Raw genomic sequence first — 14382 nt, forward strand, 5'->3', positions numbered from 1 at the left:
TCAGCGCGACACCAGCGTGCGCACCGTGGGCAGCAGCAGGTCCGCCCACTCCTCGTACCCCTCGTCGGACGGGTGGAAGCCGTCGTGACAGAAGAACTGCGGGCGCTGGGGGATCATCTCCTTGCTGGCCGTGTACAGGTCCACCAGGTGCAGGCCGTGCGCACGGGCCACCTCGGCCATGGCGGCGTTGAAGGGCTCGATGCGGCCCTCGTAGAGGGAGCTCGGCACCAGCTTCGCCACCGGCGCCAGGGCCATGTCCGCGATGTTCACCACCACCAGCGGCGCGCCCGTCTGTTTCAGCCGGCGGGCGATGCGGTCCAGTTCCTCCTGGAAGTCCTCCACCGAGGTGCCGCGCCAGAGGTCGTTGGTGCCCACCCCCAGTGTCACCAGCGTGGGCTGCGCGGCCACCGCGCGCTTCACCTGCCCCGTGAAGACGTCGCGGATGCGGGCCCCGCTCTGCCCCAGGTTGGTGAGGCCCACCGGGAGCCCGTCACTCCGAAGCCGGGAGGCGAGGCGCTCGGGGTAGCCCCCGCCACGCGCCGCCCCCACGCCCACCGCCGTGCTGTCGCCGAGGGCGACGTAGTTGACGCTCATGCCGCTCCGCTTCCCGTCCGCCTCACGGCACCCGCAGGGCGCGCAGGGAGCGATTGCCCCCCGGCGCGGCGACGCGCAACAGCAGCGTGCTGCCGGACTGCGCGCCCTTGATGACCTTCGCCAATTCCTCGGCGCTGTTCACCGGCTTGCGGTTCACCTCCACCACCAGCATGCCGGGCTCCAGGTTCGCGCGGTCCGCGGGCGAGCCGGGCAACACGTCGGTGATGAGCGCGCCCTGGCGGTCGGTGAAGCCCGCCTGCTGCGCGGTGCGCGCGTCCAGGTTCTGCAGGCTGACGCCCACGCGGCGCGAGCTCTCCTGCGCGTCGCCCTCGCGCGGCTGCTTGGAGGCCACGCCCTCCAGGTCCGGCCGCGTGCCCAGCGTCACCTTCACGTCCTGCTTCTTGCCGTCGCGGTACACGGTCAGCGTGGAGACGCTGCCCGGGCGCTTGAGCGCCACCGTGCGCGTCAGCTCGCTGCTGGAGGAGACATTCCTCCCGTCGATGGCGGTGACGACGTCGTCCGTCTTCAGCCCGGCCTTCGCCGCGGGCGAGCCCGGGTTGACCTGGGTGAGGATGGCACCGGCCGTCACCTGCAGCTTGAGCGCGCCGGCCAGGTCCCGCGTCAGGTCCTGGATGCCCACGCCCAGCCACGCGCGGGTGACGGCGCCCTCCTTCTCCAATTGCGGCAGCAGTGCGTGGATGAGGTTGCTGGGCACCGCGAAGCCGATGCCCGTGCCGCCGCCGACGATGGCGGTGTTGATGCCCACCACTTCGCCCTTCATGTTGAAGAGCGGGCCGCCGGAGTTGCCGGGGTTGATGGCCGCGTCCGTCTGGAGGAACTCGTCATACGGGCTGGCGCCAATCTCACGCGCCCGCGCGGAGACGATGCCGAGGCTCACGCTGGAGGCCAGGCCGAACGGGTTGCCGATGGCCACCACCCAGTCACCCACGCGCAGCGCGTCCGAGTCGCCCAGCTTCACCGTGGGCAGCCCCTCCACCTTCTCCTTCAGCTTCACCAGCGCCACGTCGGTGAGCGGATCCCTGCCCAGCACGTCGCCGGAGAAGGTGCGCCCGTCGTCCAACCGCACGGTGATGGAGACCGCGTCCTGCACCACGTGGTTGTTGGTGAGGATGACGCCCTTGGGGTCGATGATGAAGCCGGAGCCCGCGCCTTGACGGAGCGGCTCCCGCTGCTGCCCGCCCCGCCCTCCGCCGAAGAAGCGGTCGAAGAACGGGTTGTCCTCCATGCCCTGAGGTCCGCCACCGCCGCGCGCCTGCACGTCCACGTTGACCACCGCGGACTTCACGGACTCCACCAGCGGCGCCAGCGACGGCAGCGCCTGCGCCTCGCGCGTGGCGGGCTGGAGCGGATTGCCCCCGGGCACCGGAGCCGCCTGGGCCGCCGGTGGAGGCGGGGCCGGCTGGGGCGCCGGAGCCTGGGCGAGAGCAACGCCGGGCAGCACGAGCAGGAGCGCCGCGACCAGGGCCCTCCGGGGAGCGACGGGAGAACGGTTCATATGTACTCCTAGCTAAAGCGGAAAAGACTCACCGCAAGCGAAATGGAGCCCTGGGACGAGAAGGAAACACCCCGCCGCCCCGCCTGTTCCCGGAGCACTCAGCCGGGCCGGTAGACGCGGTAGTCCAGCTCCGGGAAGAGGTTGTCGCGGCCCTCCACCTGGGTGAGCCAACCCTCGTCGATGGTGTCGGCGCGCAGCTCGTCGTGAAGGCGCTGGAAGCGGAGGACGTGCTCGCGCGTGCGGCGCCGGGCGTACTCCACCATGGTGCCCGTCTTCATGATGAAGGCCCAGTCGGAGGACTGGGCGAGCAGCAGCTCACGCGCGGCCTGGTTGAGCGCACGGCGCTTCAGGGAGTCGGCGTCGGGGAAGTCGCGGGCCAGCTCCACCATCTGCTTCGCGCAGTGGTGCAGGTGGCGGTAGATCCAATCATTGGCCCCGTCGAGCCACATGTTCGCGTAGCCGCCCGCGCCCCACGAGGACAGCGGCGGCGTGGCCACCTGGTTCTCCGGGTTCTCCCGCAGGTCGTCCGAGGGCGTCACCAGGCGGAAGGTCTTCTGGTCATACGCGGCCTTGCGGATGAGGAAGTCGAGGAACATGGGCCCCTCGAACCACCAGTGGCCGAACAGCTCCGCATCGTAGGGAGCCACGACGACGGGCTTGCGTCCCCCCAGGCGTGAGGCGAGGTGCTCTATCTGCCGCTCGCGATTGAAGAGGAAGTTGCCGGCGTGGATGGCGGCGCGCTCGCGGGCGGCGGCCGGGTTGTAGGGCTGCTTGTCGTGCGTCTTGCCGGTGATGCGGAAGTACTTGAAGCCGGTGTTCTTGCGGTCGCCGGTGGGCTGGATGAACGGGCGGATGTAGTCCAGGTCCAGGTCCCAGCCGATGTCCCGGTAGAACTCGCGGTAGTCCCCGTCACCGGGATAGCCGAACTCGGTGCTCCACACCTGCTGGCTGCTCTCCGGGTCTCTCGCATATGCGGCCACGCCCGTTTCCGTGAAGATGGGCGCATAGGGTCCGTGCAGCGGGCGCGGTGTGGCGTCCGTGAGGCCGTGCGTGTCCACGAAGAAGTAGCGGATGCGCTCGTTGGCCAGCACGCGCTCCAGCCCGGGGTAGTAGCCGCACTCGGCCAGCCAGATGCCCGCCGGGTCTCTCCCGAAGTTCTGCCGGTAGTGGTTGGCGGCCACCGTCACCTGTGCGCGCACGGCCTCGGGCACCTGCTGCATGAGCGGCAGGAAGCCGTGCGTGGCGTTGCAGGTGATGATGTCCAGGAAACCCGCGTCCTGGAGGCGGCGGAAGGCGGTGACGAGCTCGCGCTTGTAGCGGTCGTGGAAGGCGCGGCGCAGCGACTCGAAATGGTCGCGGTGGAAGCGGGCCAGCGGGCCGAAGGTGGCGTCGTTCCGGGTGCGGTGGACCTCGCGCGCGCCCAGCTCGCAGAGTTGGTCCAGCCGGCGCGCGTAGCGCGACATGAGCAGCTCGTCCCGCAGCATGGCGACGAGCGTGGGGGACAGCGTCATCGTCAGACGGAAGGGGACGCCGTCCTCGGCCAGCTTGTCGAAGACGAGGAGCAGCGGGAGGTACGTCTCGGAGATGGCTTCGTAGAGCCAGTCCTCCTCGAGGAAATCCTCGTGCTCGGGGTGTCGGACGAAGGGAAGGTGCGCGTGGAGGACCAGCGCGAGAGAGCCCAGGCTCATAAGCGTTCGAAGTGTCCGTGCGGGTTCACGAGCGGCCGCTGCCCGAAGGCGGCTTCCGGGGAAGAGGCTCCTCCGGGGAACCCGGAGGACGCTGCGCGGATTCGGTGGGGCGCGGCTCCGATGCACCTGACGGACGGGCTACGTGTTCCAGGTAGCGCATGTCGGAAGCACCCGGTGCGCGTGGAGGAGAGTCCAAGTAGCGCATGTCGGAAGCGCCCGGCGCACGCGGAGGAGATTCGAGGTAGCGCATGTCCGAGGCCCCCGGCGCACGGCCCGGTGACTCCAGGTAGCGCATGTCCGAAGCACCCGGCGCACGGCCCACCTCGAGGTATTGATGAGGCCGGGCACCACCGGCTGGCTGAGAGCCCCCCAGATAGCGCTGGTCGGAAGCCCCGGGCGCACGGCCCGGTGACTCCAGGTAGCGCATGTCCGAAGCACCCGGCGCGCGCCCCACGTCGAGGTACTGACGCTCGCGCGGCTGCGTACGGCCCTCCAGATAGCGTTGCTCCGATGCCCCCGGAGCCCGACCCGGCGCCTCCAGATACCGCTGGTCCGACGCTCCCGGCGCGCGCTCCGTGGACTCCACGTAGCGCATGTCCGAAGCACCCGGGACGCGCTCCCGAGCCTCCATGTAACGCACGTCCGAGGCCCCCGGCGCTCGCGGTGGCGCTTCGAGATGGGACTCGGGCTGCTCGGCGGAAACGGTCCGCTCACGGTGCGACTCGGGGATGTCCCGCACGCCTCCGCTGCCCGGCAGATTCACACGGCGCCAGGTGATGTACTCGCGCTCCTCGGCCTCCTGCGCCCGGGTGCGCACCGGCGGCACCACCTCCGGCAGGGGCTGCGGCTCGGGCATGCGCTGAGGCACGCGGAGGAAACGAATCGAAGTGTCCGTGGACGTGCCGCTGGGCGGTAACGCAACCCGGCTGCTGGAGTGACCGATACGGCGACTGCGGCCATCCCTTCCGATGAAGTGCGCCTCCACACGGTAGTGCCGGCCCGGCTCCAGGCCGTGGATGTAGAAGCTCCGGGACTCGAGCGCGCAGTCCAGCTCGCGCGCCATCTTCTCCCCGTCGAACACGCGCAGCACGGCACGCGGAGCATCCAGCCCCTGCAGCGCCCGGGCCCGAGCGGCCGTACTGAAGTCCCACGAGACGAAGAGCGTCTGCGGATCCCTCGGCAGCAGCAACGCGCCGTCGTCCTCGTAGCCCGCTGGCAACTCGCCCAGCCCCTCGTCGTCCTCCGGTGAAGGCGGCGGGTGAGACGACGCGTCCACCAGATGGTGCCGGCGTGCCTCGTCCGGCCCCATGACGCGCGCCACGAAGAAGCCTTCGAGCACCGGTTCCGCGTCGTGCTGCGCGGGAGGAGGCGGCGGCGCAACGGGCGCGGCGGCGGGGACTTCAGGCGACGACGCCGGGGTGCTTTCAGGAGGAGCCCCCGTGTCTCCGGAGGACGCGGAGACCGGCGAGGAAGCCGTGGGCGTCGCCGGCTCGCGGGGGACGCGAGGCTTCGGCGGGAACGTCACCACCTGGGCGGGGCGCGCCGGCGGGGCGTCACCCGGCTTCTCCGACGCTCGCTTGGCCGCCACCCGCTTGGGCGCGGACACGCGGCCCTGGCCCATCTTCTCGGCTGGCTTCGCCTTCGCCGGAGCACGCTTCTCCTCTACCGCCACCTTCTGCCCCCGCGTGGAGGCCTTGGAAGCGCTCGCCTCCCTGGCAGCCTGCCTGCTCTCCCGGGCGGGCGCCTTCGGCACCTTCACGCCCCTGGCAGGAGTCTTGGACTCCCGGGCCTTCCTGTCCTTGGGGGACTCCTTGGCCTTCGCGGCCGCGGCCTTCGCGGGAGCAGGAGCCTTGGTGGCGGAACTTTTGCGCGCCACGGTGATACCCACCAGGCGAGCGAGCTTCGCCAGGGCGGGGACGTACGCGGCGAGCGCCGCGATGAGCTCCTCCTTCTTCAACTTGCTGTAACCGCTCCCCAGGTGCTTCTGGGCCAGCTCTCTCAGATGGCTGACGGTTACACTCTTGAGGTCGTCCATAGGCAAGGTCGCCTTTAGGTCGCTGGCAGTGGAGGGTCAACGTGCCAGCATTTCATGTGTTCGTCGCCCGACCCCCCCTCCCCTGCATCGCCCGATGACACCCAGGATGGGGCCAAGTATCCTGCCCACGCTTGAGCGACCTGCCCAGACTGCTCCTGTGCAGTTTCGACGTCATCCCCGGTCCGTCGGGCTCGTCGCGCCGTGTCACGGAGTACCTCAAGGCGCTTCCAGACCGCTTCTCCGTGGTGGTGCTGTCGGCGAAGACACCTGACCACTCCCATATCGAGAAGTACCAGGGCGCCCGCCTGCTGCGGGTGCCGGTAGGCTCGGGCGACCTGGCCTCGCGCATCCAGGCCTTCGAGCGCGCCGTGCGCCGCCAGTTGGAGAGCGAGGAGTACGCGCTCGCCCACTTCACCGACCCCTTCGGCGGCTATGCGCTGTGCGAGCTGAAGGCGGACTACGGCCACCGGCTCGTCTACGAGGCGCAGACCTTCCCGTCCCAGGAGCTGCGCTACACGCACCCGCAGACGGAAGGGGACCGGCGCTTCCTCTCCAAGATTCGCAGGCAGGAGCTGTTCTGCCTGATGAACGCGGACCTCATCATCACCGGCTCGCAGACGACGCGCTCGTACATCCAGTCGCTCGGGGCGAGCGACGACCTCATCCACGTGGTCCGCGCGCCGGTGGACCTCAAGGCCTACGAGCCCGAGGCGATGGGCGCGCCGGATGGGCAGCCGCTGCGGCTGATGTACCTGGGCAGCCAGGTGGGGTGGCAGGGCCTGCCCACGCTGCTGCGCGCGGTGGCGCTCGCGGCCCAACGCGCGGACGTGCGGCTCACCCTGGTGGGCGCGCAGCACGCGGACTGGCAGCCGCACCTGGATGACCTGGTGAAGGAGCTGGGGCTGAAGGAGCGGGTGGAGTTCCAGGCGCCCGTCCTCCACGACGACGTGGCCAAGGTGCTCGCGCTGGCGGACGTGGGCGTGCTCCCCCTGGACGACGTGGAGCGCAACCGGCTGCAGGGCGGTCCCCTGGCGAAGGTGTCCGAGTACTGTGCCGCCGGCCGCCCCGTCATCGCCGCGGACCTGCCCGTCACCCGCGAGCTCATTCCCCAGAGCGCGGCCCTCTTCTTCCCGCCTGGAGACACGCAGGCCCTCGCGAACCACATCGTCGACCTGGCGCGTGACGTTCCCCGCCGCATGGAGCTGGGACGCCGGGCGCGCGCGCATGCGGAGCAGGTGCTCGACGCGGGCCTCATCCGCGGCAGGCTCCTGGACCTCTACGACTCGCTCCTGGAGAAGCGGTCGGCATCGGTGGCGCCCCGGAGCGAGGACGACCTGCCCGCTCCCACCACGGTGACGGGCACGCCCACCAACCGGCTCGCGGCCCTGCTGCCGCCGGAACCGACGCCCAGGAAGGAAGCGTCGAAGCCGGAGGCCGCGCAGGCTGGCAGCTCCGAGCCGACGGGCGAGGACGTGCCGCTGGTCATGGGCCAGGTGCTGGACGAGGGGCTCGACACGCGCCTCATCAAGACGGAGCTGGAGTCGCAGCCCTCCGAGCCTCCCGTGGTGATGGGCCTGCCCCTGCGCGAGAGCTCCGCGAAGGGCAAGGGAGCTGAGAGCGCCTCGCCCGCCTCCGTCATCGTGGATCCGGCGCTTCCCACTTCGAGCCGTGCGGGCACGGAGTCCGGCGGACCGGTGTCGCTGAGGTACTCCCCTCCGGGGAAGGCCACGTCGCCCTCGCTCGTGGAGGAGCCGCCCGCGCCGACGCCGACTCCGACGCCCATCGTCCGGGGCTCCAGCACCGCTGACAGGGAGGAGCCCCCGGCGCCCACGCCTGTCGTGCGCGCTCCGGTCGCCCAGGATGCGGAGGAGCCTCCCTCGCCCACGCCCGTCGTCCGCGCGCCGTCCAGGGCCGATGCAGAGGAGCCTCCCGCTCCCACACCTATCGTCCGCGCGCCGTCCAGGGCCGATGCAGAGGAGCCTCCCGCTCCCACGCCTATCATCCGTGCGCCGTCCAGGGTCGAAGCAGAGGAGCCTCCCGCTCCCACGCCTGTCGTCCGCGCCCCCGTGGCGGCGGACCGCGAGGAGCCTTTCTCGCCCCGGGTTTCTGGCGCGGGCCTTCGTGAGGAGTCCCCGGGTGCTGCCTCCGGCGGCCGCACGCCCGCCACGTCCGACCGCGACGAGCCGCCGGCCCCGACGCCCATCGTCAAGGTGCCCGCGGCGCTGTTCATGCGTGACGAGGCGTTCGCGCCGTCCTCGGCGGGACGCGACTCCGGCACCGCGAACCGGAAGGACGAGCCGCCAGCGCCCGGCGGCGCATCACGCTCACTGAGTGGTGGGCGCAGCACGTCGGCCCGCGTGGAGACGCCCTCGCGGCGCATGTCCGCGCTCTCCACGCCGGCCCGAGGCACCTCGGCCACCGAGTCCGAGCGTGCGCCCTCCGCGCCCCGCTCGGGCTCACCCACCTCCGAGACCGGACTGCCCCCGGTGGTTCGTCCGGGCTCGCCCACCTCCGAGCCGGGGCTGCCCCCGGTGGTTCGTCCGGGCTCCTCGCCTTCGGAAACCGGGCTGCCCCCAGTGGTCCGCTCGGGCCCGCAGACCTCGGAGACCGCGCTCCCGCCGGTGCTGCGCTCGGGGCCTCCGACCTCGGAGACCGCGCTCCCGCCGGTGCTGCGCTCGGGCCCGCAGACCTCGGAGCTCGTGATTCCCCAGGTGCCGCGCTCGGGCTCCGCGTCCCACGACTCGGGACTGCCTCCAATGATTCGCGGAGGCACCCCCTCCTCCGAGGCCGAGCGCCCTCCCCCGGTGCTGCGGCCGGGCACCGCGCCCTCTGAGTCCGGGCTGCCTCCGATGATCCGCGGAGGCGCCGCCTCCTCCGACGTCGAGCGCCCGCTCCCCGTCCTGCGCCCCGGTTCCTCGGACGCGGACCGCCTGGCGCCGATCCGTGGAAACACGGCCGGCGCTGATCAGGACCGTGCCCCGCCGATTCGCGGAGGCCTCCCCGCCGCTGATCAGGACCGCCCCCCGTCCATCCGCGGAGGCACCACCCCCTCTGAGCCGGAGCGCCCGCCCGCGCTGCCACCCCGTGCCACCGCGCCGCCCCCCGTCCCCCGCCAGCGGCCGCCCCGGCTGATGGCCGAGGGCCCGCCCCGCCTCGCCCCCGTGGACGTACAGGCCTCGCGCCCGGCGCCCCCATCGCTGAAGGCCTCCCTCCCCGCGTCCGCCTCCTCCGAGGACGAACCCGAGGAAATCTCCCCGGACGAAGCCCAGTCCATCGACGACGGCTCCGACACCTCTCCGACTCCCGCGCACTCGCGCCCACGTCTCGACGAGCCGGACGAGATCAGCAGCGACGAAGTGGAGGAAGCCGAGGTCTCCGTGGCCAACGGCGCCCGCCTGCTCGAGGACGCGGAGCTGCACGAGGTGGAGGCCGAGCCCGCGTCGGAACCCGAGGACGAGGGCGCCGCGCCGGAGCCCGTCCCCTCGGCACTCAACCCGTGGTTCGCCCAGCTCGCTCACGGGTACTGTCCGCCGGACGGCATCCGTTTCGACCGCCACACGCCACCGACCACGTTCCCCGGTCGGGACGAGGACACCAGCCCCTCCCGCGTCCCCCCGGCCGTACGTACCTCCCCGGGCGTCGGTCGCGGCAAGAGCTCGTGAAGCAGCCAACCGAGCGCCACCCATAAACTTTCCAAGGCTTGCACGCGCCCGATAGGATGCTGCGGTTTTCACTGCACTTTTTCCGGGTCAGAAGGGCTTCATGGAGCGTCGGGTCCTCATCGTCGAAAGCCAGAACGAGTTCGCCCTCAGCATGGCCACCGTGCTCAAGAGCGCGGGGTATCAGACGGCCATGGCGGCGACTGCGTCTGACGCGCAGCGTGAGCTGGAAAAGCGTCGGCCGGATCTGGTCGTCCTGCGCGCCGAGCTGCCGGATCAGTCCGGCTTCGTTCTCTGTGGGCAGATCAAGAAGGGCAAGTGGGGACAGAACCTCAAGGTCCTCCTGCTCTCCTCCGACACGGGAGTGGATGGCCTGACGCAGCACCGGCAGACGCCGGGCGCCGCGGACGGCTACCTCGTCATCCCCTTCGAGATGGGAGAGCTCGCGTCCATGAGCTACGGCATCATCCCGCCGGGCACGGACGAATCGGACGCCTCGCTCGACGCGGCGCTCAACGGCACGCCCCGTGAGGCGCCGCCGCCCATGCCGCCCCCCATGCGCACCAGCGCCGGTGGCCCGCCCAAGCTGCCCAAGCGCGAGCGCCGCAGCGCGATGACGGACGAGGACCGCGCCTTCCTCGACCGTGCCTTCCAGTCCATCGCCGACCGCAAGGCGGAGCTGCTCGCCGAGTCCCGCCAGCTCAAGCGCCCGCCCCCGCGGCGCGAGCTGATGGGCACGCCGGAAGGCAAGATTCAAATCCTCCGCGACGAGCTGAAGACGCGCGAGGCCCAGCTCGCCCGCCTCTCCGAAATCTGGAGCGTGCGCGAGCGCGAGCTCCTCTCCGGCGAGGACCGGCTCCACGAGAAGGACGTGGAGCTGCAAGGGCTGAAGATGCAGGTGGACGACCTGCTCCGCCGCTTCAACGAGGCCCAGCAGGGCATGCTCCAGAAGGAGCGCGAGCACGGCGCCGCCGTGGACGACCTGCTCCTCCAGAAGTTCTCCTCGGAGAAGGACCTCATCGAGGTCGTGGCCTCCAAGGAGAAGGACATCAACGTCCTTCGCAAGGAGGTCCACAACCGCGAGGACGAGCTGGAGCGCCGCGTCTCCGAGCTGGAGAACCTCCGCGGCGAGTACGACAAGCTGGAGAAGCACCTCGGCGTCGTCACGCTGGAGTTCGAGGTCAAGGAGCAGAAGCTCCAGGACTCCCTCCGCGCCCACGAGGCGGAAGTCGCCCGCCTGGGCAAGCGCGGTGACGACTTCGAGGCCGAGCTGGCCCGCACCGTCAGCGAGCGCGACGCGCGCTACGCAGAGCTGAGCGGAGAGATTCAGGCGCTCCAGGACCGGCTCCAGGAGACGGAGCAGGAGCGCGACAGCACCGTCCGCGCCCTGGAGGCGCGCGCCACCGCCGCCGAGGAGCACGGCACCCAGGCGGACGCCGAAATCGTCCGGCTCAACGCCGAGCGCGAGGCCCTGGAGGCCCGCCTCACGCAGCAGGTGGCCGACCTGGAAGGCGACCTCGCGCGCACCACCAGCGAGCGTGACCAGCTCCGGCTGGACAAGGACGCCCAGGAGACCGAGCTCACCCAGCGCGTCGAGGACCGCGACGCGAAGATTGGCACCCTCGAGCGCGAGCTGTCGGAGACCATCGCCCGCAACGAGCAGAGCGAGGCGGAGCTCAACGCCAACATCCAGCAGCACCTGGAGCGCATCGGCGAGCTGGAGGGCGAGGTCGAGTCCGTCAAGACGCACCTGGCGGACCGCGAGGCGGAGCTCTCCGCCGAGCTGCAGGCCCTGCAGCAGGCCAGGGACGAGCTGGAGACGGACCTCACCGACCGCCTCCAGGCGCTCAACCAGGCCAAGGACGCCCTGGAGCAGGACCTCTCCCAGCAGTTGGAGGAGCTGCGCTCCGCCAAGGCCGAGCTGGAGGCGGACCTCACCGGCCAGATCCAGGCGCTCACCCAGCAGCTCGAGCAGTCGCAGAACACGGGCGAGCAGCTCACCGCGCGCGTGGCATCGCTGGAGGACACCGTCGCCCAGCGCGAGGCCACCATCGAGGGCCTGCAAGGCGACGTGGCGACGCGCGACGAGCGCATCGCCGAGCTGAGCGGCAACCTGGAGGCCACGAGCCAGACGCTCGCGCAGACGCAGGACACGCTGTCGCGCACGGAGGCCACCCTCTCCGAGACGCAGGGCACGCTGGCCCGCACCGAGGAGACGCTCTCCGAGACGCGCGGCGAGCTGGAGGCCACCTCCCAGACGCTGGCGGACACGCAGGCACGCCTCTCCCAGACGGAAGAGGCCCTGTCCAACACCCGCGGCGAGCTGGAGGCCACCAGCCAGACGCTCGCGCAGACGCAGGACACCCTCTCCTCCACGGAAGCGACGCTCGCGGACACGCAGGCGCGGCTGGCCCAGACGGAGGGCTCGCTGGCGGAGACGCGCGGCGAGCTGGAGGCCACCAGCCAGACGCTGACGCAGACGCAGTCCGCGCTGGAGGACACGCGCGAGCAGCTCGCCACCACCACCGGCCAGCGCGACGCGCTCCAGGCCGAGCTGGAGGAGACGCGCGGCGCGCTCCAGGAGACGAACGACACCCTGGCCCGCACCACCCGCGAGCGCGACCAGCGCACCGCGGAGCTGCAGGCCCTGGGCGTGGCGAAGGACGCGCTGGAGGACCAGCTCACCGGCCAGATTGGCCAGCTGCGCGGCGAGCTGTCCGAGACGCAGGGCCACTACGAGGCCGAGCGCGCCGCCCACGAGAAGCTGGCCGCCGAGACGAGCGCGCACATCCAGGACCTCACGGGCGAGCGCGACGGGCTTCGCCAGGAGCTGGAGGCCACCAGCCAGACGCTGGAGCAGACGCAGGGCCAGCTCGCCTCCACCCGCGATGCGCTGGGCAAGGAGCAGCAGGCCCACACCGCCACGCGGCAGGCCGCGGCCAGCGCCCAGTCCGCGCTGGAGTCGCAGCTCAACGAGGCGCGCAACCAGGGCGAGGACCTGGGCGAGCAGCTCACGCTCACCAAGCATGAGCTGGGCGCCGCCGTCGCCGAGGTGACGCGGCTGTCCTCGCAGCTGGCACAGGTGGAGGATGCGCGCGGCACCCTCGAGGAGCGGCTGCACGCGCTCACCGAGGAGTCGCAGCGCAAGGAGGAGCTGCTCCAGAACGACCTGGCCAGCAAGGGCAAGGAGCTGTCCGACACGCTCCGCAAGCTCACCCAGGTGACGCAGGAGAAGATGCGTCAGGCCGAGGTGCTCAACCGCGAGGTGGCCACCCGGACCGAGCAGCTCAAGGCGATGGAGGCAAAGCTCCAGACGCAGGCCGCCGAGTCGAAGCGTCAGGCCGACGCGCTCGGCCAGCAGATGGCCGGCCTCAACAACCAGCTGGAGCTGGGCAAGAAGGCCCTCGCCGACCGCGAGGAGCAGCTGCGCGCCGCGGGCACCGCCCACCAGAAGCTGACCGCCGAGCGCAACGAGCTGACCACCCGCCTCCAGCAGTCCGAGGCGAAGCTCCAGCAGCAGGCCCAGCAGGCGGCCCAGGAGCGCACAGAGGCGAAGAAGTCGGCGGACGACCTGGCCGCGAAGCTGGCCAAGGCCGAGCAGCGCGTCGCCCAGCTCACCCAGGAGGCCCAGGCCCGCACCGCCGATGCGGAGGCGAAGGCCAAGGACCTGCAGGGGCAGCTCGCCACGCGCACGAAGAAGATCCAGGACCTGGAGCTGGCGGTGGAGAACGCGCAGGGCGCCAAGGCCCGCGTGGAGAAGGAGCTCAACGCCCGCGTGGCCACCGCCGAGGGCAAGGCCAACGAGGCCGCGGCCCGGCTCGCCACCGCGCAGAAGGAGCGCAAGGACCTGGAGACGCGGCAGCTCAAGGAGCTGGAGGACCTCTCCGCGAAGCAGAAGGCGGAGCTGGAGCGCCGCGAGGCCATCAAGACCCAGGAAGTGGCCCGCCTGCAGCAGTCCGTGCAGGAGAAGAGCAAGGCCCTCAAGGTCGCCGAGCTGGAGCTGGCCCGCTTCAAGAGCAAGGCTCCCGCCGCCGCCGCCACCCCGGCCCCCGCGAAGCCCGCCGCGGCGAAGGCGGCCACCGCCCCCGCCCCCGTGGAGGAGGAGGACCTGGCCGTGAGGACGCAGCTCAACCAGGTCATCCCGGCCGCCGCGCCCGCCGCGGCGAAGCCCGCCGCCGCGAAGGCCCCGGCGAAGCCCGCCGCGAAGAAGGCCGCGGCCCCCGCCCCGGCCCCTGTCGTCGAGGAGTCCGAGCCCACCGACCGCACCGTGATGATCCAGATTCCCGCCGGCGTCGCGAAGGAAGACGACGACTGGACGGCCCTGGTCGACGAGCTCGACAAGTAGTCCCCGGGCGCCGGAGCTCCCTCCGGCGCCCCTTGCGGCTTTCCGGCACCACCCGCCGGATGCCCGGCACCCTCCCCCGAAAACGACTCACCCCGGAGCGCCTCGTCATGGGCGGTCCGGGGTGGCGGTTTCATCAGGTGCCCCGGAATCCCGGGGGCTTTGGGGTCAACCATGACATCCGTGCCCTACCCGGGCGTGGATGTCACAGGGCGGCGCGCGCCTCGCGGATCAGCTCCTTGAAGTGGAGCGAGGCGACCACATCGCGGAGGGAGGCCTCGCGACCGCGGCTGTGCGCCTCCACCTGCGCGTTGTGCCACCGGGCGCGGAGCGTCCGCACCGCGATGTAGGCCAGCAGGAGCGGGAAGCCCCCGGGCAACAGCACCACCGCCACCGCCATCGCCATCCTCAACCACGCCCAAAACATGACCGCGACCTCTCTGCTTCGTGAATTGCGCGGTGTAGATGCACGACGTGTGCCCACGGTGCGCAGAAAATTTCCACACGTGGTTACGCCGGGTTGCAGAGCAGGGAGGCAGAAGGGCCAC

7 protein-coding genes are annotated in these 14382 nt (G+C 71.4%); 2 read left to right on the top strand and 5 right to left on the bottom strand.

Features of this window, described 5'->3' with window-relative positions:
* From OV427_RS03395 to OV427_RS03410, 4 genes are all read right to left on the bottom strand, one after another.
* Complete coding sequence (locus tag OV427_RS03395) at nucleotides 1-594, bottom strand: SGNH/GDSL hydrolase family protein (protein ID WP_267854670.1); 594 nt, start codon at nucleotides 592-594, stop codon at nucleotides 1-3.
* Nucleotides 595-616: 22 nt separating this feature from the next.
* On the bottom strand, nucleotides 617-2110 hold the full coding sequence (locus OV427_RS03400; protein WP_267854671.1) for a trypsin-like peptidase domain-containing protein: 1494 nt from the start codon (nucleotides 2108-2110) through the stop codon (nucleotides 617-619).
* 98 nt (nucleotides 2111-2208) lie between these two features.
* Complete coding sequence (locus OV427_RS03405) at nucleotides 2209-3798, bottom strand: glycoside hydrolase family 57 protein (protein WP_267854672.1); 1590 nt, start codon at nucleotides 3796-3798, stop codon at nucleotides 2209-2211.
* A gap of 25 nt (nucleotides 3799-3823) precedes the next feature.
* Nucleotides 3824-5833 (bottom strand): DUF4912 domain-containing protein, encoded by a 2010-nt coding sequence (locus tag OV427_RS03410; RefSeq protein WP_267854673.1) that lies wholly within the window; start codon nucleotides 5831-5833, stop codon nucleotides 3824-3826.
* Nucleotides 5834-5964: 131 nt separating this feature from the next.
* Between OV427_RS03410 and OV427_RS03415 the strand changes: the two genes are divergently transcribed.
* Together OV427_RS03415 and OV427_RS03420 are read left to right on the top strand one after the other, a co-directional pair.
* A complete protein-coding gene (locus tag OV427_RS03415; protein ID WP_267854674.1) occupies nucleotides 5965-9495 on the top strand; it encodes a glycosyltransferase family 4 protein in 3531 nt (1176 codons plus the stop codon).
* A gap of 100 nt (nucleotides 9496-9595) precedes the next feature.
* Complete coding sequence (locus OV427_RS03420) at nucleotides 9596-13837, top strand: response regulator (protein ID WP_267854675.1); 4242 nt, start codon at nucleotides 9596-9598, stop codon at nucleotides 13835-13837.
* 202 nt (nucleotides 13838-14039) lie between these two features.
* On the opposite strand, the gene OV427_RS03425 is transcribed toward OV427_RS03420, so the two are convergent.
* Nucleotides 14040-14261, bottom strand: coding sequence for a hypothetical protein (locus tag OV427_RS03425; protein WP_267854676.1), 222 nt, complete (start codon nucleotides 14259-14261; stop codon nucleotides 14040-14042).
* Between the last annotated feature and the right edge of the window lie 121 nt (nucleotides 14262-14382).

It is taken from the genome of Pyxidicoccus sp. MSG2, from assembly GCF_026626705.1.
Taxonomy (GTDB): Bacteria; Myxococcota; Myxococcia; order Myxococcales; family Myxococcaceae; genus Myxococcus.

Bases quoted from the DNA above. Each gene is read 5' to 3' on its own strand.
- OV427_RS03425 (WP_267854676.1), bottom strand. From the start codon at position 14,261: ATGTTTTGGGCGTGGTTGAGGATGGCGATGGCGGTGGCGGTGGTGCTG.
- OV427_RS03420 (WP_267854675.1), top strand. From the start codon at position 9,596: ATGGAGCGTCGGGTCCTCATCGTCGAAAGCCAGAACGAGTTCGCCCTC.
- OV427_RS03405 (WP_267854672.1), bottom strand. From the start codon at position 3,798: ATGAGCCTGGGCTCTCTCGCGCTGGTCCTCCACGCGCACCTTCCCTTC.
- OV427_RS03400 (WP_267854671.1), bottom strand. From the start codon at position 2,110: ATGAACCGTTCTCCCGTCGCTCCCCGGAGGGCCCTGGTCGCGGCGCTC.
- OV427_RS03410 (WP_267854673.1), bottom strand. From the start codon at position 5,833: ATGGACGACCTCAAGAGTGTAACCGTCAGCCATCTGAGAGAGCTGGCC.
- OV427_RS03395 (WP_267854670.1), bottom strand. From the start codon at position 594: ATGAGCGTCAACTACGTCGCCCTCGGCGACAGCACGGCGGTGGGCGTG.